The organism is Kocuria rhizosphaericola, assembly GCF_044462205.1.
In the GTDB taxonomy this organism is placed as follows: domain Bacteria; phylum Actinomycetota; class Actinomycetes; order Actinomycetales; family Micrococcaceae; genus Kocuria; species Kocuria rhizosphaericola.
On record NZ_JBISWK010000064.1, the window covers coordinates 1 to 22,359 of the forward strand.

A 22,359-nucleotide genomic window follows, 5' to 3' on the forward strand; every position below is an offset into this window, starting at 1 on the left:
GGTCGACGGCAGGGTCGGTGCACGCCACGACCATGCCCCGGGTGTCAGAGAAGTTCTTCTGCCAGGGATCACCGGGCTTGTTGGTCCACAGCGCCAGTGCATCGCCGGACGTAGCAGCGGTCGCGGTCGCCAGTCGTTGGACATCGATCCGGGCCAGAGTCTCCCGTGCCGCGGAGATGGTCGGCAACCAGTCCGTTGTCAGTGCCGGATCGGGGGTGAGGGCGGGCAAGGCCGTTTGTGGAAGCCGGCTGGTGATGGCCAGTTGCCCGGTGGGGGACACCAAGGCGGTCAGCGCGTCGATCAGATCGTCTTGGCCCAGGGCGGCAGCGGGAGACGGTCCACCGGCAGGTGGTGCTTCCGTGGCCGGTGCAGCCTCGGCCCGCGTTCTGAGGAGGTCGCGGGCCCGTGCGGCGGTGGTGGTCAGACGCCGCTCCTGCAACACGGTGGGGTCTTCCTGGGGTGGCAGGGGAGGGTCGGGGGCCACACCCCAGGCGCGGGCTGCGAGCACAAGTGGGGTCAGTATTGTGGCGTCGGCGGTGCCCAGGGTGCCGTCCGGGGCGGTCTTGGCCAGTTGCGCATCCAATTGCTCGCGCAGCAGTGCCGCGGTCGCGCGTAGTCGCGTATAGCGGCTCAGCAGGTCTGTTTTGGTCTGCCGGAGGTCAACGTCGTCGTGGGCGCTGTCCGCGACCGCGTCCGGGCCGGCGGGGCGGCGCCCGATGAGGGTCACCAGTCGTACCGACGCCTCGTACCTGCGGGCGGCGTCGCCACCGATGACGGCAACCTGCGTCTCCTCGCGCCCCAGGGTGGCGGCCCCGACCTGGGCGGCCAGCCGTTTCAGATCGGCCAGCGGCAACGCCACAGCGTCGGCGGGGGACAGACCGAGGTCGGCGACAGTCACGGAGACGGGGGAGCCTGTGGCGGTTCCTTTCTCATCCACTGCGGTCACAGCGAAGGTCCAGTCGGTTGGGCCGCCGAGCTGGCGGTTCAGCCAGGCCGCCGCGGCTGGGTCTGCCAGGGACGCGGGGCTGAGCAGGGCCCCTTCCAGGTCGGTGGCGGGTTCTTCGGGTGCGGCGACGTCTTGCAGGACAAGGACCACGCTTGTCGTCACTGCCCGTCCCTCTCGCGGTGTGCGAAGCACTCCCAGGTGCGGGGGGCGGGACAAGCCGGCGGCGGCATCCATGACGGCCCCCGCGACGTCGGCGCGGCCGTGGGTGACGTGATTGACGGCTTCGGCGACCAGGGCGTCGCTGTACGTGTCGAGGGCCGTGCGCAGCCGCTCGAGTTGCTCGAGCGACTGCGCGTCGAGGCCTAGGGTGGCCGGGGCAGCGTGCAGCACGGCCAAGCCGTCGCAGACGCGTCTGCGCGCGTGCTCGGGGCGCAGGGGAAGATCGGGGCGGAGCAGGGGAAAGTCTCGGCGGAGTCGAGCCACAGCCGCCGGCGCGGCGACGATGCGTTCGACTTCGCGCCCCAGGGCTTCACCGAGGTGGGCCCCCACCCTGACCTGCTCGGCCACGGCATCGGCCTCACGGACGCTCCGGGAGGTGAAATCCAGGTCCCACCGGTGATCGCTCGTGTCGTTCACGGCGCGGTCGCGGAGGATGGTGGCGGTGAGCGCTTGTTCGGGTGAGGGCGCGTGCACCAGTCCACCGGCCGTTGGCCCGGGTGATCCCGGGCGGGGACGGTCGAGCCATCCGTAGGCGCCAAGCCCGGCGGGTGCACCCGCCTCGCGCAGCTGCTGCAGTCGGCGGCCCGGGAGCCCTATCAGCCACGGGTCGATGCGCAAGGCTGCGGTGTCGACGGTGGCCGTGAGGAGGCGACCGGCCCGGTCAGGGTCCGTATCGATGAGTTCGGCGAGGGTTTCCAAGCCGTCGACGACCAGGCGGAAGCGCTGCGCTTCGGGGGTTCCGTCTTGTAGCGCAGAGGACTTCACGTTCTTGATCCAGGTTTCCAGGCGACCTGGTTTTTGCGTGTCCCGGGCCAGCGGTTCCGGTGATGGGGGTTCTTCCCCGAGCAGTGCGCGTCCGCGGTCACCGATGGCGACCTGCAGGGAGCGAATCGCCAATCGCAGCAACAGACTGTCGGCAGGGAACTGCAGCACTTTCACATCGATGGTTTCCGTGCGCGCGTAGACTGAAGGGGCTTCACGGGCGAAGCTGACAAGCAACCGGAGCGCGCCCCCCACGGTCTGGCTGGGAGGCAACGTTTCCGGGACAACAGGGGGAAGGGCGAGCCGCTGTGAGGCGGAGACGGTTCCGTAGCGGCGCGCCGGATGTAGCCCCATCCTGGCGGTGATTGCGTAGTGCTTCCGCCATGCACGGTCGAACTCCTTCCAGGACAGCCCGAACCCGGACAGGAGCAACAGGAACCACCACTGGTCCAGAGGCCATGCCCTCCGGTGCCGCAACACCGGGGAGACCGGGACCTGACCGATGAGATCCAGCAGGTGCTCCGTCGTGGCGCCGTCGGCGGTTCCACGCCTCTCGGCTGCGGTGCGATAGATCTCCCGCAAGACGCGCAGACGGTCTAACAGACCGACCTCGGCGGGTGGATCCTCCCGGTCGGGAACCCACCGGGACAGAACAGAGGTCGGCAAGAGGCCGTACGGTTGTTGGCCTACCCGCAGAGCGGGGAACGGCCCTTCCGGGAAAAGTGCTTGACGGGCCCAGAACGGCATATCGTCCGCCTCGCGGGGCAGGGCCCAGAGGTCCCGGGCGGCGAAGCCCCACAGGGCCGGCCACAGGCCCGAGACCATGGCGCTGTTCCATCTCTGGTGGGGGTTTCCACCGCCTGGCAGGTGACCCAAAGTTTCGGGATCGCCGGTCAGGGCGAGCGACACGGCGCGGTCCGTCTCGCCCGTAGCGGATTGTAGGATCTCCCACCACAGAGCTGGGTCCGTGTCCAGAGAGGCAGCCGGCGCCCCGTCGACGGTGTTCGTTGCCGTACCGGGCGCCAAGAGTCCCAGTTTTCCTTCCTCTGCGTGGCTTCGGAAAAGTTCAGCCGGTTCACCGTCACCGAGCCCGGTGACGTAGAGCGCGTGGATGTCCTCTGGATCGCCGTCAAGGGCAATTTCTCCCGCCAGACCGGCGCTGACGGCTTCTGACCAGTCCTCCCACCAGCGGTGATCGTCGGGCACGTCAGGGTCGGGGAAGTCCGCCAGTATCCGGCCGCGGTCTACGGTCAGCGTGAGCACCGCGACGGGCTCTTCACCGCCCCGGGCCAGCCAGACGGTGAGCGCCTGTGGGAACCCCTGAATGCGCGGGAAGGTGGGGTCGTCCCGTATTTCCGTTGCTGCAGGTGGCCGGACAATGGATTTCCCGTCGTGGTTTGTCGTGACCCATTTGCGGATCAGGTACACCGCGCGTGGTCCGCCCACCTGGTCTGTGAACTCATGCCACGCCTGTGCGCGGTGTTGGTCATCCGCATCTTCGGCCGCCCACAGATAGCGTCCCAACACCGTCAATTCGCCGTCGGACACCCGGACATCGTGCCGCGTGAACCACAGCTCATCGGGAATGACGCGCACGAGCAGGCGCCCGGGCTTGAACCGCGTTTCAATCCGTACCGGAAGTAGCACAGCGATCTGGTTCATCAGGACCTCCCCGGGGCCAGCCGGTCACCGCGAATGAGCACCCGCACCGGTGGGACGAAGGCTTTTGTGGCCCATGTGTGGGGTTCTCCCGCGCTGGACTTGTCGTTGGCGAAACGGAAACCGGCTGGGGGTTCCTCGAAGACGATCCAGTGCGTGAGTACCCGCTCGGGTTCGACCCCCTGGAACCCGAAGAAGCTCATGTCCGCTCCGATGCGTCCTTGGAAGGTGGGGAGGATGCGCGCTGCCGGGTCCGGGTCAACCTCGAAGTCAGCCGTTCCTTCTGCCATGTGCACAGGTGTGAGATAGACGACTGTGGCCGGGTAACGCAGGAACAGCTGTCCGCGCACGAGCACGACGAGGTCACGTCCGGCAATCCCTGGTGGGCGGTGCTCAGGGTCGCCGAGGGAGGTGGCGTCCGCCCATGCGGCGACGCCTGTGATGTCGTCCAGCCGGGCGCCGTTGCCCGTGTCCGCGCGGTCCCAGAACACGCGCAACGGCGTGCAACCCGTGGCGACTGGGATGTTGCGCCAACGCCACTCGCCCAGGACCTGGGTGTTGAGCCCGATGAGTAACGCATCGACGAACCGCGGGTTGGTCTCGACGGCGATGACCGAGTCCTCCGGCAGCGCAGCGGCGCCGGGCAGCAACCACTCCGGGAACGCCTCCTCCACGTCCGCCCACACGGGCCTGTCAAGTCCTACACAGAACTCCGGAGGTGCCAGTGGTTGGCGCGGATCCAGGCCATCGATCGTCGCCAGCACCCGCGTCCGGGCGGCACTGTCATCACGGGTGGGATCAAATGCGGCCAGTACCCCGGCTGCCAGAGCTCCCAAATCGACCGGCCGGCACGCGGGATCCTCCGGCTGTGGTTCATCGATGTCCGCAATTAGGCGGGAAAGGTCCTGCTCACCGGCCGGTTCCGGATACCGATCGAGGAACGACCGCATGACCTCGGCGAGACGGTCGACCTCCTCCATGTCGTCGGGGTTCACAGAAGCCGCGGAGATGAGCAACGCCAAGCCGTCCACCCATGGGGCGGGCGTCCCATCCTTCGCAGAGTGGCCAAAGCGCTTGACTATCCCGAAGGCCAGTTCGCGCAACAGCGAGTTGGCTGCCAGCTCAGCGAGCTCATGAGCGCCGTCGACGATGGCACCATAGTCCAGCCTCCCCCCCGCCGCACCCGCGCGGACTCGCTCGAGGAGGTCACGGATGTCGATGCCCAGCTCGCCCAGCGGAATCCCCTCGCCTCGTCGCTCCGATGGCGGTGGGCAGCGATTGGCCGCCGCCAGGACGGTTTTCGGGACGACGGGCCCGTCCTTTAAGGCGCTGGTGCGCGCCGTTCCCGCCCGCAGCGCCCGCCGCGCCGCAGTCGAAAAGATCCCCTCGGGCAAGGCCCGGTCAGGGGCCGTTGCCAGCTCGGCGACGCTTCCTTCGGGAGTGACAACGCGGCCCAACGCGGGGCCGAGGAACCACAGCGCATCCAAAGGATCCTCGGGGAGGCGTCGCCGCCACAGGAGGCCTGCGGCGTGCAAACCCATGACGAGATCCCGGATACGCTGGCGGGCTTCCGCCAGTGCGCCCAGAGACGCGCTGGCCTCAGCGGACAACTCCTCCTGCAGGCGAAGGCCGATCTCGAGGCCAAGCCCGGCGATGCCCCGGTGCCGGGGGTCGGTATTGAGCTCTTTCTCCCAGCGCATTTCGTCGAGGGCTGCCGCACGCCAAACCTCCCCGTACGGTGGCAGCCCGATGATCGGTCGCCCCTCATCGTCTCTGGCAGGCGTTCGGAGTTTGCCCAGATCCGCCGAGATTTCCTGCGGCACAGGATCATCGCCCACACCCAGGGGGGAAAGAGCGCCGCGGACCTGGAGGATACTGCCGTCCGGGAGCCGCGGGTAAACGAGGGGAGCGCGGCCTATGCCATCGGGGACGGCACCTGGCTTCAGGATGGCAGCCAGGTCCTCGAAACTGCCCGGGGGCGTCGCGGTGTGAAACCGCCAGTGGTCGTACGCAGGCACGGTAACCGGGCCGGTGCCGTTCCACCGTTTCTGCCCCGCTTCGTCGAACGCGGGCACGAGAACGGCCACGTAGGCAGTGCCCGCTTCCAATGGCCGCCCGGAGAGCACCCGGGCCACCTGACGGCCTTCGGCGTCCACCTGCACATGACCCCACGGATACGGGTCCCCTGCCGCTCCCAGGGGATGTGCGGCCTGGACCGCTGGGCTGAGTGTCACGTGCTTGCCAGCGATGATCACCTCGTCGTTCTCGAAGCCCACGACCAGGACCAACCAAGGATGCAATGAACCGGTCCCTGCCGCCGGTTTCGGGGCCGGGGTGTAACGCCAGGGCAGGCTGGGGTCGGCGAGCTCGACGTAGGGACAGCGGTCGGATTCGTGGTCGGGTGCTCCTGGTGAGGGATAGCGCCTTGTGATCGACGCCGGCGCCAGAGCTGTCACGTCAGCCGGCCCGCCGAGCAGGAAACGCACGGGACGTGAGTGACTGCCGGTGGTAGTACCGGACACCGCTGTCCCGGTCAGCGTCACCTCCGTCTCAACGCGGGCCCTGCCGTCCTGTGTTCCGGTGGCGAGCCCCGCGATCCGCTCCCGCTTCCACCCGTGAAAGATCAGTTTTTGATCGGCCACTTCGTACTCCTTAGAACGCCATGGAGCTGACGAGGTCGGTCACGGCCACGGCTGCACCACCGCCCGCAGCCCGGGACAGTTGGTGCGCCTGAGCCTGTGACAGTCCGGCGGTGACGGCAGCCCCCGAGTGCAGGGCCCACTCCTCGTCGCGGACCGCGAGCTTCGGGACGACACCGTCGCGCTCAACCGCACCCGTGCGCCCGGCAGCTGCCCGTAGCACCCATGCCGGTAAGCTGAGGGCGTTTCCCACACTGCCAGGTGCGGGTAGCCGGATGACGCGTACCTTGACCTCGAGCTGGGCGGACAGTCCCTCATCCGTTCCGGTGACCCCGAGCCGGACCCCGGCGGTGAGCCGTTCAAAAGCGCGTCGATGAAGGGCATCCGCGTCAGTGAGTTCGGTGAAACCGCCCGGGGCGAACCAATCCACCTCGTCCCCGGTCACCTGCGGGCCCGCGGCGCTCACTGTTTCGGACTGGCTGAGAGGCGCGCCTTCAAAGCGTTGCAGCAACAGGCGCAACGGTGCCCGCTCCTGGCTCCAAACAGCTTGCCCTAAGGGCGAGATGACAGGCAACGACGCACCTTGAGCCGGCTCCACCACCACCCAGGGATCAACGGCGTCCACGGGGCGGACGTTGCCAGGATCCTCCAGCTCACGCACCAGTTCCACCAACGCCGATGGGACCGGTGTGACGGCCGGTGGGCTGGGAGAGCCCAGGGTGAAGGTCTCTTCGAAGCAGATGTCGAACCAGAGAACTTCGAAGCAGACCCTGCCATGGAAGACGATAGGGCCGGGCCCGGACAGCCTCCCCCGTAGCTGCAGGCCACCGAGGTTGTGCTTCTTCCACCGGACCTTCACCGAGGCTTCGATGGCGAACTCGAAGTGCACCGGCTCGAAGCGGATGAGGGCGTCGAAGCCCAGGAAGCCCCGAATGTTGAAGTTGCCTAAATTGATGACGACCTCGACACTGGCGCCGAACTGCAGGGTGTTCGTCGTGATGGCGAAGTAACCCTCAAAGCGCAGGTAGAGCACATCGGTCGGGGCGCCCCGGACCATAGCGACTCGACTGAGACTGCCCGGGAAGGCCAGCGGCGCAGGCGAGTAGGCGGGATGGAACCCTCCCACGGTGAGCACGACGTAGGGCTCGGTGCCCCAGGAGAGCCGGAACGCGGCTCCTCCGGTAAGGTCCAGGACCTCCAGCAGGTGGCTGTCGATGAGGACCGCGTCGAAGGCCACCGTGTGCTGGGCGAAGTCAGCCGCGCCAAGGATGTCGAGGCGGATCTGCAGGTATGGACGGCCCCCCGATGGGTTCTCCACGGCAGCGCGTGCGGACCCCAGCAGGACGATTCTCCGAGGCCCGGGCAGTTCCAGGAACACGCCAATATCGAACTGCACCAGCTCAGCCCAGGACAATCGCAGGGTCGGACCGACTACGGCCACGCCTTCGGCAGGCGGGAACACTACCCCCATGTCGGCAAGTAACAAGGGCGCGTTGCGCACCGGGTCCTCCGGCGCCAGGATCCTCCCTGCAGTGCCCGTAGCCATGCGTTCGCGCAGCGCATCGACGTCGATCCGGCGATTGAGGGCCAGCAGGCCGCCGACCGACGACAGCGCGAAACCGAAGCCGAGCTGGATCGGAGGAAACGAGGCCCGGAGCAACACCAGCAGGGCGAAACTTCGTGCCTGTCCAGGGATTCTGGTATCGAGCAGTCCGATGGCCTGAACACCGATGACCCCCAGCTCGAGATCAAGCACACCCGCGTAACGACCGGCGACCTCGTCGAAGCTGACGAACCCACCCCCCTGCACCGGTCCCGCCTCAACGGTGAGACCCAGACCTGTCGGCGGGATGAACCGGAGGGACAGATCCAGGGGACCGAGGTTTCCATCCCTGAACGCAAGAGCCGCTCCCGCACCGATGCCTTCTATCGAAGCGCTGAAGGGACCGAGCCCCACACGCCCACTCAACGTGGCGATCCCGCGTACTTCCTCGCCTCTGGCACTGGAGCCGGCCTCGACGGCGACAGAAACCCCTTCTAGGTGGATGGGCCCTAGTTGCGCCTGTACTGGGATGACACCGCGTAGGCCTCCACCGCCAACTATGTGAAGCCCCTGGCGCCGGGACCACCCCACGCCCAATGCGAAGGCAACCTGCAACCCGTCTTGCGGAAGAAGGCAAGTGAGGAAGCCGTCGCCGCGATCTGGTACGAAAACCAGACGCCAGTCACTACCGGCCAACCGAACTCCCATGTCCGGCGGGTCGGACGACGCGTAAGCCTGAAGGCTCAGCGTGCCCACCTCGATGCTGCTTCCCGCCGGACCGCGCAGCAGAGTGCGGCTTTCCCCCGAAGGTCTGTCCCGACCGATGGTCATGCCGAGTTTCAGGCGCAGGTCGAGCGCGTCTGTATCGAGCGCGACACCCTTGATATTCCCGGGGGACAGGACAAGTGCATACTTCGAAGTCGCTTCGCCTTCGAATTCGACCCGGATCTCCCAGTGGTCATCGAGAGAGAAGCGCCCGGTTCCGGTTCCAAAGCCGACCGGCAGGATGATCACGGCATCCGGTGTCCCGGATCGGTGCAGGGGCGCGATCTCCAACCCGATTCCCTCGCGCTGATCGCCTCGGGCGACATTTGCGATGGAAATGCGCAAACTCGGACTCGGTGCCACCTCAGGATCCGCTCCGAGGGCCGCCGAAGCATGCTCATCTGGAGCCTTCGGGATCGAGGGAAAGCCGAGCAGGAGCAGGAGTTGCTGCACACGATCCAGGAGCAGCCGATAGTCCAGTGATTCGCCTCCCCAACCATGGCTCCGAGCCAGCAACCCGTTCGAATCCCGCAGGAGCATGGCAAAACGCTCGGTCTCGATCCGGGGCCCAAAACCGCTGTAGTCGTCGGACGATGGCTCGGCCATGGACCCCAGCAACCTCAGAAGCGCATAAATCCGCGGTCGGCGAACCCGCATGCTATCGGAGATTAGGAAGGACAGGAGCCGTTCGGAAGCGACCTCGACGCTCGTCCCGGACGACCCGCCCGAGTCGAGGGATCGAACGGCCATGACGACCGATCGCACAAGTTGAACGATTTGATCTGCACCTGCATCCGGCGCGCGCATCAGTTCCACTAAGGACAGAAGCGGTTCCCGGAACCGCTGGCAGGCCTCCGTCAGCTCATCGGCTGACAGTCCAAGCCCGGGGACGTCGACACCAGCCTCGGCAAGGAGGCTGACCAACCCCGCGGGAATCGGGGAACGCGTCACTGCATCAGCCAAAGGCGTCAGCGCCTCGGCCACTTCGCGCACCAGACGCTGAACAGTGTCCTGCTTGCGTTGCTCAGCCATTGTCAGACCTTTCCACAGGTGCGCGAGTAGTACTCACCAGAGGAAGATTGATACCCCCCATATCAGGGCTCAGAACCGCCGACAGATCACCGGGGCGGGCCGTGGGCATCGTGAGTTGAACTTCGATCCAGTGATCTGTGAGAACCGTCTGCATGTCAATGGTCCCTCGCCACCCGCGCAGGCGGTCATCGTCCCCTGGACCGAAAATCGATATTCCTCCCAAGGCCGGAACGGCCTCCACAGGCTCAGGTCCATAAATTCTCACTGCCCGGTACGACTCTGGGAAGGTATCCATGCGATCAATACGCCATATCGCGACTTGAGACCCGCGGTAAGCCAGGAGCGGAGGTCCGTTTACAAAGGGATCGCACTGCACGGTGTAGACGTTGGCGGAAGCCGTCTTTTCAATCGTGAGCTGGACTGGATGAATCATGGAAATCCAATACGACACCTGCCGTTCCATGTCCGGCGTCTCGTCGACTCTCTTTGCCCTATAAAACGGTGATTCCGGACTGGCGCCCACTGGGGTTTTAGCCCAATTGGTGCCGAACCAGCAGTTCTGCAACCACTGCTCATACCCAGTATCTCGCGTCATGGAGACCATGAGACCTCCCGCGAATGCCAAAACCGCGCCGCTGATCACAACCACATTCAGCACCGGCACGGCCGCGGCCCCAGCCGCTACCGTATAAACTGCGGCCACTGCACCGCCAGTGAGCCCCAAGAACTGCATCCCCTCTCCAACCGCGACGCTGTAATCCCCTGCCGTGAAAGCATCCAGGCCCCGATAAGCTGCTCCAAGACCCATAGCAATGTCATAAATTGCATTTAATCTGGTGAGGATGTTCAGGAATTGCCGGCTGGCTAGCATGCGTGTATGGCCGATAACGCCTCCGTACTTACCTGCCGATGAAAGCAACTCGGTGGAAGCCTTGGCAAGCCCTGCCACATTTTCCGCACTAGGATCCGCTAGGACCTTGTGGACAGCCGCGGTGACCTTGATGGCATCGAACACGAAGACAGCAACAGCAGTCGCCTCTTTGATTTCTCCGAACCATGCGGCGTGCTTCGAAAACCAGTCACGAGCAACGTCGACCTGCACCCGGATGTCGTCGCCGCCCACGGCGTCCAATACGTCAGCTGGTGCGAATATGGCAAGGAAAGCTCTATTGAATTCCCTGAACTTCTCTTCACTCTCGAGATTCAATAGAGCTGGCAGTACGTTGAGGATGATCCTCCCAGCCGACTTCACGACCACCCTGCTGGCTGCCAGAGCGTCTGGCGCTGGTGGTGGCACACTAGCCAACTGATTTGGATGAAGCACCGGCAACGGTGATTCATCGACCTGCAGTGCCTTTATCATGTACCGCATTCCCACGTGCGAGCCTGACAAGCCCTCGGCGAGTTGCGCAACGTACTCTAAGTGCTTTTCATCTTTTGCTGCCCGCAAATTTTCTAGGGCAACACGCACCGGCTCTGATTCGAGTGTCAGGACCAACGCCCTAGCAGACTCCTCAACCCTTTTCCGCTGGCCCTCAACACGCGCTTCAAAACCCGTGAATTTTTCCTGATCAATAACTTTATTCATCTGCTTGACGGTCGGCATGACATCTTTCGGCAGAGAGTGCCATCTGCCGTTTTCTTCACGATACTGGCAACCCAAGCGAATAAGCTGCCACAGAAGCAGCTGTTCACCATTAGAGGGCTCGTCGTGACGGCTCTTTTGGCTCAACCAGCGAAACCACTTATCGACCGTGGAGGCGTAGTTCGATTGAGTCCGTAACGCCTCCGTCAGAACGCTATTGTTGAATGGAAGACATGCATCCCCCGTCCAAGTCATAGTCTTCGCCCTCCTCTGCGTTATCTGAGGCGTCAGATGGGCCATCTTCACCCCATCGCAGGGTGTTCAGTGGGATTATTCCTTCTCGGGCAAAAAGCGGGCCCCAATCCCCGATTCTGATAGTGCTCCCATCGAAGCGTCGAAAAGCAGCTTCGATCCACGACCGATAACGATGTCATAAAGAACTCCAAGCAGGACAGAGCACAAATCCCGTCGGCAGGACTAAAACTGACACGGCGGTACTGTAGTGGTGGCCACAACCATTCGACTCACGAACACTGATCGGCCTGGCACCTACATGTCTATCTTGACCGTCACGGAGCCTCATGCCCAGACAGGAACCGTAAGTTACGGGCACTTCGTCTCAGATTGATGTACTTTCGGCCCGCCATCCTTGACCTCTGCGCTAGGTGGGCACCATGGAAGAGTCAACTTGCTCAGTCCGTAACAAGGGAACCCGTGGATCGGTTCACGATTGGGATCGGTTGTGAGAATCGGATCTAGTGTCGGATCCACTTCGTCCGTTGCAATTCGAGGCCCCACAGCGTAGCCATCCCGGGGCCAGTGGAGCGTGGAAGACAACCATCCTGCCGCCAAACCCAAGGGCCATGGGAGGGGGGCGGCCCGGGGACTGGCAACGTGGATTGCGGTTGAGGCTAAGTAATGAGCATGGATGTCGACAGGCATCTTAAAAGCATTCACCCTGTAGAGGACGTCATGAGCGATGTGGGACACCGGCAACTCGCATTGGTGCGAATCAGTGAGATTCGATCTGCTGCGTACGAGAGCTTTCAGCGCATGTTCGATCACAATGGGCGGCTCCTCCCTGAACGATGTGAAGACTATTTGGCTCGCGGGCGAGAACATCTCAAGGCCACAATCTCCTACGAGGACACCTGGCCCGGAAGTTTCGATGTACAGACAGTTGCAGTTCCATTGGTACAGCAGCTCTACATGTGTGGCGACTATGCCGAAGCAGCAGGCCATCCAACAAAGGCTAAAGCGTTGCGTGAGGAGGCTGATCAGCTTGCCGAAGCCCATTTTTCAGGTGCGGCAATGGCAAGTTTTAAACGGACCAAGGCCCTTGTAAGTGCTGGAGCTGGACGCTTCAACGATGCCCTGATGGGGCTTCACGAGTCTTACCACGCGTTCAGCACAGCGAACCGCAAAGTAGATGCGGCGCAGACACTTGTCCAAACGGCCAACCTCTACGAGTGGCTGAATGACTACGATCGCGCCCTTTCAACGCTGGAAGAGGCGAACGGTCTGGTGGCCGAACATCTTGTTAATGGCCCTCCCACGCCCGAGGCCGTGGCGGCGGCCCTTGAACAGCAACTTGACGACATTTTTCGGGGTGGCACAGCAACAGTTGGTGAAGACGCTCTGGGTACGCGTCGTTTGTACTACGAAGTGCTCCAGGGCCGAGCTCGTATGAACTACAAGTTGGGAGATTACGATACAGCCTGGGCAGAGTTCGAGGAGGCCCGGCCGTTCGTCGATGAATACGCACCTGGTGGCGTTGACTTCCATCTGGCCGCCATTGCAATGAGAACGGGCGACCTACAGGTCGCTGAAACATTGCTCAACGAGGTGGCTCCACTTTTCAGCCATGGCCTGATGCGGCCACGGCGTGGGGCTCTGTGTCTTTTGCAGGCCGACTTGGCGGTGAAGCGGCGAGATTTTGATGATGCCTTGGCGCGCACAGCTGAAGGTTTGACCGATCAAGACACGTACCCGGACCTCGATCTTAGTTGGAGACTGCATTGGCGTAGGGCTATCGCCTTCCGAGGTCGTGGTTCATCCGACGAAGCCCTGGCTGAGTTTCGGCTGGCGGCCATAGCGGCGGACACCATGAGACTGGCCCCTATGGGCTACACCTTGGACACCGCCTTCGTGAGGGACAAGTTGCCGATGATGGAACAGGCACTTGATCATGCGCTGAATGTCGGCGACGCCCGGGCTGCGGTCTGGTTCATGGAGATGGTCAAGGCCCGCGCCCTGTCTGCAGTCTTGAGCCATCCTGCTCGGCAAGGGCTCAGCGAGGATGCAGAAGCGGCGGAGTTTGACCAAATTTCTCATCGGATCGATGCGCTTTCCTTCGCGATGCACATGAAGGAAGCAACAGCCGACCAGGTGCGCGCAAGGACAACGTTGCTTGAAAATCGACGGTCGATACTTGAACGGATCCGTCTTCGCGATCCCCGCTGGCGCACCGTCACGGAACCGCCCGAAGTGGACGTGGCAGCGACTTCTGCTGCGCTTGGTGCCTCTGATCGCGTGGCTCTTGTCTTCTACATGCGTGACAACAGGGTCGTCTCAGCTCTGCTGGGTGCTCATGGTGTTATTGCCGGCGAAAGGCAGATTGATGACGAAACCACCGATGCGCTAAGCGTGTACGTCAGCAACCTGCATCGACTCGACCCCGACCACTACCTGAATGACCTATCCCTTGAATTGGACCTCTCCCTTGACGACCTTTTGAGCGAAGAAGTCAGGGACGCATTGACCAGCCATACGAAGATTCTCGTGGTTCCTCACGGTGTCCTGCACTTGCTGCCCTGGTCGACCATGTCGTTCCATGGCCGTCGCCTGCTTGAAACAGCCGCAGTGGGAGTTGTCCCCAATCTCACGGTCCTGACCCGACTGGATGATGCTCATGTCACCAATCCCTCGGTCGCACTCATCGGCGACCCCGTCTATGACCAAAGATCGCTTTACAAGCCGCTCGAGCAAGCTGGTGAAGAGCTCCTCGAGCTTGAGCATCTCTACGGAAACAGAGTCGTCGCACCTACGCTGAGGGGTGCGGAGGCCACCGCAACAGCCTTGGAAAAACTGCTCACCCATCCGAAGGCGGCAGACGCCGTGTTGCACGTTACCTGCCACGGCGACCTAGACGCCGAGGAGCCGCTAGCTTCTGGGTTGATTCTGACATCGTCCAAGCTTGATGCCGGGGAACTCATGGGGAGACGTTGCGATTTCCCGGAAGTGGTTCTCAGTGCCTGTAGCACCGGATGGCGCCCTCATAGCGCACACGGAGTTGATCTATCCGGTGACGACGCGCTGGGCCTGACGGCCTCCTTTCTTGAGGCCGGAGCGCGCTCAGTGCTGGTCAGCATTACGCAAGCCAAAGAAGATGTGGCTCGCCAATTTATGGTGACTTGGCACCAGAAGCGCCTGCAAGGTGACACACCGCTGCTGGCCTATCAAAAAACGCAACAACTTATGCTGGATGCGGATCCTGAAAACGTATGGTCCTGGGCTGGCATCACCGCATACAGCACTGAGTAGCAATAAGTGCGCAGTCCACGATTTCAGGGGGATCCCGATGAGTCAAAATGTCTACGTTCTGTTGCCCGGCATCACAGGAAGCATTCTAACAAAAGATGGCAAGGACGTATTTGGCTTGACCGCAGCAGCAGGCCTAAGGGCGCTGTTTACAGGCGGGAATAGCTTACAGAGCTTGAAAGTCGAGCCCACAATGTCAATTCAGGACCGGCCCGACGATGGAGTGACTGCAAGTGCCATTGCGCCGGACGCCCACTTGATTCCGGGACTATGGAAAATAGATGGATACGGCAAAGTCGCTGATTACATTATAAAACGTCTGAAAGCAAAACCAGGTGAGAACTACTTCGAATTCCCCTATGATTGGCGTCTCGACAATAGGATAGCGGCACATGACCTTTTCCAGAAGGTTCACCGATGGCTCACGGCTTACCGTACTGGACACCCTCAAGCCAAAGTCGTGCTAGTTGCACATTCGATGGGCGGACTAGTCGCACGCTATTATTTGGAAGTTTTGCAAGGCTGGCGCGACACTAGAGCCCTCATCACCTTCGGCACACCGCATCGGGGTTCTCTCAACGCCTTAGACGCACTTGCCAACGGCATTACAAAACTCTACGGCCTGGTTGACCTTACCGACCTAGTCAGGTCATTTCCCTCCGTGTACCAGTTGTTGCCAATCTATCCCTGCATCGACACCGGCAGCGCAAAACTTGCATATCCGACCGACGTCGCATCCCAAATCAAAAATCTTGATGTTAAATCAGTGCAGTCAGCACGGACATTCCACGATGAAATAGACAAAGCGGTCACGGCAAACGGGCAACTGGAGGAGTATCAAAACAGCCGATACCGACTTCATAGTGTCATAGGAATTGAACATCCCACCATGCAGGCGGCGCAACTGCAGAATGGCAAACTCTCCATGTCGATGACCCACGCCTCAGGAGACTGGGGGGGGGATGGAACCGTACCCCGAGTGGCAGCGACCCCCCTGGAAATATCGGACGATTCTGCCGCAAAATTCGCAGCAACACGCCACTCCAGTCTTCAGAACGCGGGTGATGTTCTCACCCAGCTGCGAGGCTGGGTCTCCGGCACCAACTTGGACAACTTCAAGGCAGGAGGCCTTGTCCGGCTCGAAGTTGACCTACGCGACATCTATCCAGTCGATGAACCCATCCATGTCACCGTGACGCCCTCGACCGGCACCGCAAGAATAGATTATCGCCTCGAGCAACTGGCAACCCCTCAAACAGCGAAAACCTCCAACGATAACGGCTCAGTCAGTGTTCCACCAATTGTGGACTCGATACAGGCTGTTGACGGACCCAACGAAATAGATATCCCAAACCCGGGTCCCGGCCTCTATCGCATGACACTCTCCGGAACAGCTGAAGTCGAACCCGTCAGCGACCTGGTGGTTTGTGCCCCACGGTAGAAACTCCGGCGCATTTGAACCGCACATAGCCTGGCTAGTCCTATTGGTACCCGGGTACATGAGTACCGGACAGCATATGAGTGCCCGTATCGGGAACCAACGAAGGATGTGCACGGTCAAAGCGGTCACCTTCGGATGCCGCTCCTCGCTCGAATGGAGCAATGTTCGGAGGGGGTGGCTGCAGGGGATTGTTGTTGTCGTGTCCGTCCGTGTGCTATTACATCCACCAAAAAAATATAAGTATAGTTCCACACCATTAGAGGAGCAAGGAATGATTGACGTGGAAGGTTGGGCAGAGGAAGGCGTCATCTGCGCAAGTATTGTATCTGCTTTCGATGTGGGCCGCTCATTTGGGTTGGGGGATGAGAGCTTCAAAACGGACGGCAGAAACTCTGACCCCGATATTGGGTGGGTCGGACTTAAAAACCCCTTAGGCAACGGAACTAACGTTGATCTTATGGCTAACTCGCCCAATTTACTAGATAGATGGCGTGAAGAAAGCCTCCAGCAACTGGAACGGGCGGAAATGGAGACGGGATGGATGGATGGCTCAGGGTTGTCTCGGGGTCAGTTTAATGGACGTATCGCTTCCCTTATTCGTAAAACGCAAGTTTCTCGTTGCGAAATCACTTTCTATGCTATTGGCGTCGCCTTCTTGCGATTAGATATAAATACAGATCAGACCTATGCCAGTTTTATTCCAGGCATGTTGAACTGTTGGGAGTACGCCGCTTATCGACCAGAAATATCTAAGATTATTATGGACGCTTCAGACGAACACATAAGTGCAGTTGTTTCGAAGGACCGAGATAACTTCCAGAATCTTACCCTGCGCTCGGGCCCAGAGATTCGCGTGAGTGGTGATTACAACGAGTCGACGTTGTTTAAAAGTTTCACGGGGATAATACAATGCCCCCGAGGAGATTTGCCAACTCTGGAATTGCTTTTGACCGCATATGGGCTCGATGAAGATGACAAAATAAATTTCGAGTACCACGGCGATTTATATTTTGGGTGGGCAACTTGCATTCTGGTACCACGTGGTGTTGATGACGCCGACTCGGAGGTTGCTCGCTTTTGGGAGTGCATTCGTATTGCACATGTATTTCAGGAGGCAGGCGAATCCTTTCTCAAAATGTTCGAAGAAGAACTCGATACTCAAGTTGAATCATATGCTGGTGCGCGGCGAGATTCCCGTGCATTGGATGAACTGAATCGGTTGCGAGCGATAGCGTTGGCTGTTGTTACCTTGTGTAATGTGGAGCGCGTCACGGAGAGCGCCGAGGACCGTGAATATATTTCCAAATTTATTGCTCATGCAAAACTTCATGACACCCATAATTTGCTGCGTCAATCTATCGATGTCTTGTACGAAGTTCAGTCGGTGGAGGTGCAGGAAAAGCGATCCCGTCGCGAAGGGCTTCTGAACGGCGTTGTAGTTGTCCTGACGTTCTTGACTGTGATTTCAGTATCGGCCGACGCATATAATTTTGTTCGTGAGAACGAACCGCCCATAGTTGCTCCACGGGGACAGCGCCTTCAACTCCTGCTCTACCTCCTCACGGTACTTACACTCTTGGCGACCGTATTGGTAATCAAAGGAGATGCGATTCGAGTGCCTCGCCGTAGAAGACGTATACACACTGAAGGGTCCAAGGTTCGCCGTCTTAGGGTGAGGCGGATCGGCGTGAAGCGGCGTAGCTAGTGACCCGTCGACGAACTGCTTGAACGCTTGATGCGGTGGGATCATGGGTTATGGCGAACCATCCTGCGGCCCCGCTGCTGTTGCGTCAGGGTGACCGGGACATGCTTCTGCGGTTGGTGCACTCGACCTCCGTGCGGGCGGGCCTGGCCCAGCGGGCGCGGATTGTGCTGCTGGCCGCCGACGGGGTCTCCAACACCGAGATCGCCGAGAAGGTCGGGGCCACCTGCACCACGGTCATCGCCTGGCGGGCCCGCTACACCGAGGCCGGCATCGCCGGGCTGGCCGACCACGATCGGTCAGGGCGGCCGCGGCGGATCGACCACCGGGCGATCGTGGCCGCCACCCTGCGGCCCCCGCCGAAGAAACTCGGGGTCACGCACTGGTCCTCCCGCCTGCTGGCGTCCCGGCTGGGGATCGACCACAGCACGGTCGCGAAAGCCTGGCACGAGTACGGGGTGGCCCCCTGGCGGGCGGGCACCTTCAAGTTCTCCACCGACCCGGAACTGGTCGCCAAGGTCGTCGACGTCGTGGGGCTCTACCTGGCCCCGCCCGAGAATGCGGTGGTGCTGTGCGTGGACGAGAAGTCCCAGATCCAGGCCCTCGAGCGCACCGCACCGTCTCTGCCGATGCAGCCTGAGAAACCGGCGGCCCGCACCCACGACTACCTGCGGCACGGGACCTCGACCCTGTTCGCAGCGCTGGAGATCGCCACCGGCCACGTCACCGCCGCGTGCAAACCGCGGCACCGGCGCCAGGAGTTCCTGGCCTTCCTCAAACAGGTCGCCCGGGCCTACCCGGATCAGCAGCTGCACGTGGTGATGGACAACTACGCCGTGCACAAGACCCCCGAGGTGAAGGCGTGGCTGGCGGCGAACCCCCGGTTCCAGGTGCACTTCACACCGACCTCGGCGTCCTGGCTGAACCTCGTGGAGGTGTGGTTCGGGATCATCGAACGCCAGGCCCTGCACCGGGCCGACGTCGCCTCCGTGCCCGAGCTCAACAAAAAGATCCGGGCCTTCGTCACCGGCTTGAACGACCGCTGCCACCCCTTCGTGTGGACCAAGACCAGCACCGAGATCCTCAAGAAAGCCAACCGCCCAACCACTTCAAAGACGGGCCACTAGGGCAGGGGGAGGAGTACCCGCGTAACTTGCAATATGTCCAGGAGTGATGGAATTAGACAGATAAAGCACCTCATAATCTGTAGGCCTTGATGCGACCCATAAGACACGCACACCGCATTGCGCCGCGTTCACACTGATTTGGGAGCGCCGGCAAAAGACCAAAGGGATGGGCCGCTGAGCTACGTTGACAACCTCGTCACGGTCTCGTCAGTCGGGAACGAACATGGCTCCACCTGCGAATGGGCTGCTGGGCACTCTCAGTTTCACAACCATGCTCCCCCCTGCGCAGCGGGTAATGCCTCATCGGGGCCGGGCCACGCTGGCATGGTCAGGATGAGTATTACCAGGGAGCCTGTGCCCGTCGAGCGAAATTGGAAAGTTTCACGAGGTGCCACATACACGCTTGTGCTGGGGCGTAGCGCAACGATTCTTAGTTCGCTGCCGTGCTTGCGTCGGCTCAGTTCACCGTGGCCCTGAAGCACGTACCAAATCTCTTCCACCTCGCGGTGCTGGACGGGACTGCTGGTCCGACCCTGGGGAAGTTCGCAGATGGCCAGGCCACCAGCATCCTCCGAGCCCAGCTCCCAGATTGTCGACCCGTCGGGTGCCGTATGAGTAGGCATGTACTTGCGGTGATGCACTTCTATCGGATCGCCTATTCCTATTTCAGGATTAGTCTCCAAGGCATCTTCTGCACTGAGGTTAGGCACCCACTCGCCGGATTGAAGCGCATGGTGATACTGCTTTTCCCATTTTGGCAGGGCGGCCAACACAAACTCCAACCACGAGCTGCCCGATCTGTACTGAAATGGGCATCCCGGGGGAATCCGCACACACGTTCCTGGGCTCAACGTTAGGGTCTTCCTTGACATTCCGTCCCATAATTGACCAGTTCCCGCCACGACATAAAACCATTCCGAGCACGGATGCACATATGCTGGTCGAGAAATCTTATTGGGCGGCAGGGTGACGTGGGTCAACTCGCCGGCGGTGACGTTGATTAGTTCCCGTATATCTGCGACTCCGCCGGGCGAAACATAGTCAGGACTTGATTGTAAAAAAGTCTTCGTGTGATTTTGAGGCATGATGCACATCCTTTCGGCCAGGAGCGCGTCGTTGTTGGTGTTTGTGATTTGATTGCGAATCAAATTTCGTCTGATGACTCCACTGTCAGCCAATGGGCTCCTTGAGCAACACATCGCCTTAACACCTAGTGATACCAAGTGCGCTGGCTCAGCAACAGGGAAACAAGAATGTTGCGAAGCCGTGCTCTTGTACTGACCTACAACGATGTCAACGCGTATGACAGGACCTGCGTCGCCGGTACTGGGGGCAGTTCATGCTGTGGTGCCCCCACCACACAGCAGTGGTGCCCGGTGGCAGTCGGCTTGTTTCGGCCGGAGCTCGTCGAGATAACGGGCTGGCCGGCTTCAAACTTGGCGCACGCGAGAGTGTGGTACTGGGTAGTGAGTTTGTGGACAGATAGTGACAACTAGATTGAAAACCCAGCCTGGGGTTGCGAATGCTAAATCCGCGGAATCGCCCCGACTGTCTCGCCGTATGTCCTGACAAGTGGACTGACATCTCACAACAGTTGACCAAAGCGGCCGACTGATTTGGCCAGTGACCACGTAGTTGGCCAAGCAGTCTACGGCGAGCTAAACGTGCGCTGTTAGTGCTGTTCTGCACTGTTTGTGAGACGCCGACCTAGTTGGAAGGGAATGCCGCACCTATCGGTGCGGCATTCCCCCTCGGCTGGTATGTAAATCGATTCGTCCACAAAACCGGCTCTTCAGAATCCAGGGTGTAGGCGGGGGACTGCCCCGACTTCCGTTGACTCTCGGGGTTGATAGGTTTCAGGCGGCTTGGAGGCCGTGATTGATGGTCTCAAACTCGACCGGAGTGAGGCGACCCAGACGGCGTTGTCGGCGCCGGCGGTGATAGGTCTTCTCGATCCAGGTCACGATCGCCAGGCGCAGTTCTTCCCGGGTGGACCAGCGCTGCCGGTCGAGCACATTCTTCTGAAGCAGGGCAAAGAACGATTCCATGGCGGCGTTGTCGGCGCACGCCCCGACCCTGCCCATGGATCCCACGAGATCGTAGTGGGCGAGCTCGTGGACGAATTTCCGTGCTCGAAATTGACTACCTTTGACGCCCTTCTATGTGTCAAGCGGCGATGAGGGTTTGTCCGGCTTGGCGTTGTTGGTTGCGCAGGAGGTAGTACACCTCTCGGGCGATGTAGCGCTTGAGGCACCTGAGGATCTCGGGGTTGGAGTGGCCCTCGGCCTTCTTCCGGGCCACGTAGGCCTTCGTCACCGGGTCCAGGCGCCAGCGCACGACCGCAATCATGTGCAGGGCGCTGTTGGCGGAGCGGTCCCCGCCCCGGTTGAGTCGGTGCCGGGTGGTCTTGCCCGAGGACGCCGGCAACGGTGCCACCCCGCAGAGCATGGCGAAAGAGGCCTCGCTGGTGAGCCGGTCGGGGTTGTCCCCGGCGGTGATCAGCAGCTGTGCCGCGGCCTCGTAGCCGATGCCCGGGCGGGTGAGCAGGTCCGGGGCGAGCTCCTCGACCAGGGCGTGCATGAGCTGCTCGAGGTCGGCGATCTCGTCGTGGAGTTCCAGGTAGCGCCGGGCCATGGACTTCAGCGCGATCCGTGTGGCCACTACGGGATCCCGGAACCCGGTAGCGTCCGGTCGCCAGGCGGCCAGGGTGCGGATCAGCTGCATCCGAGTGAGGTTGCGCAACTGGTCACGCAGCTCGTCCGGGGCGGAGACGATCTGCATCTGGATCAACTGCAGGGCGGTGCGCCGGGCGTGGATGGCGGACTTGCGGGCGACCTTGAGCACGCGCAGGGACTCGACCATCCCATCGCGTGCCCGAGGGGTCACGGTGCGCCGGCGGGCGAAGGCGGCATGGGCGGCGTTCTGCGCGTCGATGGTGTCGTCCTTGCCGCGCCGGCGCCGGTCGGCGCGGTCACCGGTGGTGACTTCCAGGACCTCGATCCCAGCGTTCTCGAGGTGGCGCAGCAGCCCGGCACCGTAGGAGCCGGAGCACTCCACCCCGATCCGGGCGATGTCCCCGTAGGAGCGCATCCAGCGCAGCAGGGACCGGTAGCCGGCCCGGGTGGTGGAGAACGCCTGGGTGGCGATGACGGTGTCGCAGGTATCGACCACCGCGGCCATGTGCAGGTCCTTGTGGGTGTCGACCCCGCCGATCACGACCGGGGACGAGGAGCTGGTGGGATCTTTCATCGCGGGCCTCCTGGGGCCAAGCAGCAACAGTTGGTTGCCCTCGGCCGAACCAGACACCCGGACACGACAGTAATGAGACGGATTCCCGTCAGGCCCTTCTTGGGTCACGTGGTCCCGGCGAGACCGATGGGCCTCGCCGGAGGTGCTCCC

General features: G+C 61.7%; 10 protein-coding genes and 1 pseudogene. 4 read left to right on the forward strand and 7 right to left on the reverse strand.

The genetic code is table 11. The features are described 5' to 3' along the window. From ACH9D2_RS06620 to ACH9D2_RS06635, 4 genes are all read right to left on the reverse strand, one after another. A partial coding sequence (locus ACH9D2_RS06620) for a hypothetical protein (protein WP_396362050.1) occupies nucleotides 1–3,589 on the reverse strand: 3,589 nt, incomplete at its 3' end. Continuing rightward, nucleotides 3,589–6,228 carry a hypothetical protein gene (locus tag ACH9D2_RS06625; RefSeq protein ID WP_396362051.1) on the reverse strand — a complete coding sequence of 880 codons (2,640 nt, stop codon included), beginning with the start codon at nucleotides 6,226–6,228 and terminating at the stop codon, nucleotides 3,589–3,591. The genes ACH9D2_RS06625 and ACH9D2_RS06620, both read right to left, overlap by 1 nt. A gap of 10 nt (nucleotides 6,229–6,238) precedes the next feature. Then, complete coding sequence (locus ACH9D2_RS06630) at nucleotides 6,239–9,565, reverse strand: DUF6603 domain-containing protein (RefSeq protein WP_396362052.1); 3,327 nt, start codon at nucleotides 9,563–9,565, stop codon at nucleotides 6,239–6,241. After that, nucleotides 9,558–11,297, reverse strand: a complete 1,740-nt coding sequence (locus tag ACH9D2_RS06635) for a hypothetical protein (RefSeq protein WP_396362053.1) — start codon at nucleotides 11,295–11,297, stop codon at nucleotides 9,558–9,560. Before ACH9D2_RS06635 ends, ACH9D2_RS06630 begins: the two co-directional genes overlap by 8 nt. 777 nt (nucleotides 11,298–12,074) lie before the next feature. On the opposite strand from ACH9D2_RS06635, the gene ACH9D2_RS06640 reads away from it, so the two are divergent. The 4 genes from ACH9D2_RS06640 (at nucleotide 12,075) to ACH9D2_RS06655 (ending at nucleotide 18,960) form a co-directional block, all read left to right on the forward strand. Continuing rightward, nucleotides 12,075–14,693, forward strand: a complete 2,619-nt coding sequence (locus tag ACH9D2_RS06640) for a CHAT domain-containing protein (RefSeq protein WP_396362054.1) — start codon at nucleotides 12,075–12,077, stop codon at nucleotides 14,691–14,693. A gap of 37 nt (nucleotides 14,694–14,730) precedes the next feature. Continuing rightward, nucleotides 14,731–16,131, forward strand: coding sequence for a lipase/acyltransferase domain-containing protein (locus ACH9D2_RS06645; protein ID WP_396362056.1), 1,401 nt, complete (start codon nucleotides 14,731–14,733; stop codon nucleotides 16,129–16,131). Between the two features lie 271 nt (nucleotides 16,132–16,402). Next, nucleotides 16,403–17,836, forward strand: a complete 1,434-nt coding sequence (locus tag ACH9D2_RS06650) for a hypothetical protein (RefSeq protein ID WP_396362058.1) — start codon at nucleotides 16,403–16,405, stop codon at nucleotides 17,834–17,836. A gap of 50 nt (nucleotides 17,837–17,886) precedes the next feature. Beyond that, the gene (locus ACH9D2_RS06655; protein ID WP_396362059.1) at nucleotides 17,887–18,960 is read left to right on the forward strand and encodes an IS630 family transposase; all 1,074 of its coding nucleotides are present in this window, start codon (nucleotides 17,887–17,889) and stop codon (nucleotides 18,958–18,960) included. A 263-nt stretch (nucleotides 18,961–19,223) separates the two neighbouring features. Here the strand turns inward: ACH9D2_RS06655 and ACH9D2_RS06660 are convergent, their stop codons facing one another. The 3 genes and pseudogenes from ACH9D2_RS06660 to ACH9D2_RS06670 form a co-directional block, all read right to left on the reverse strand. Next, nucleotides 19,224–20,045 carry a cupin domain-containing protein gene (locus ACH9D2_RS06660; protein WP_396362060.1) on the reverse strand — a complete coding sequence of 274 codons (822 nt, stop codon included), beginning with the start codon at nucleotides 20,043–20,045 and terminating at the stop codon, nucleotides 19,224–19,226. Between the two features lie 771 nt (nucleotides 20,046–20,816). After that, nucleotides 20,817–21,110 (reverse strand): annotated as a pseudogene (locus tag ACH9D2_RS06665) (IS3 family transposase); the annotation flags it as partial. Nucleotides 21,111–21,126: 16 nt separating this feature from the next. After that, complete coding sequence (locus ACH9D2_RS06670; protein WP_396362061.1) at nucleotides 21,127–22,209, reverse strand: IS110 family RNA-guided transposase; 1,083 nt, start codon at nucleotides 22,207–22,209, stop codon at nucleotides 21,127–21,129. Nucleotides 22,210–22,359: the final 150 nt, after the last annotated feature.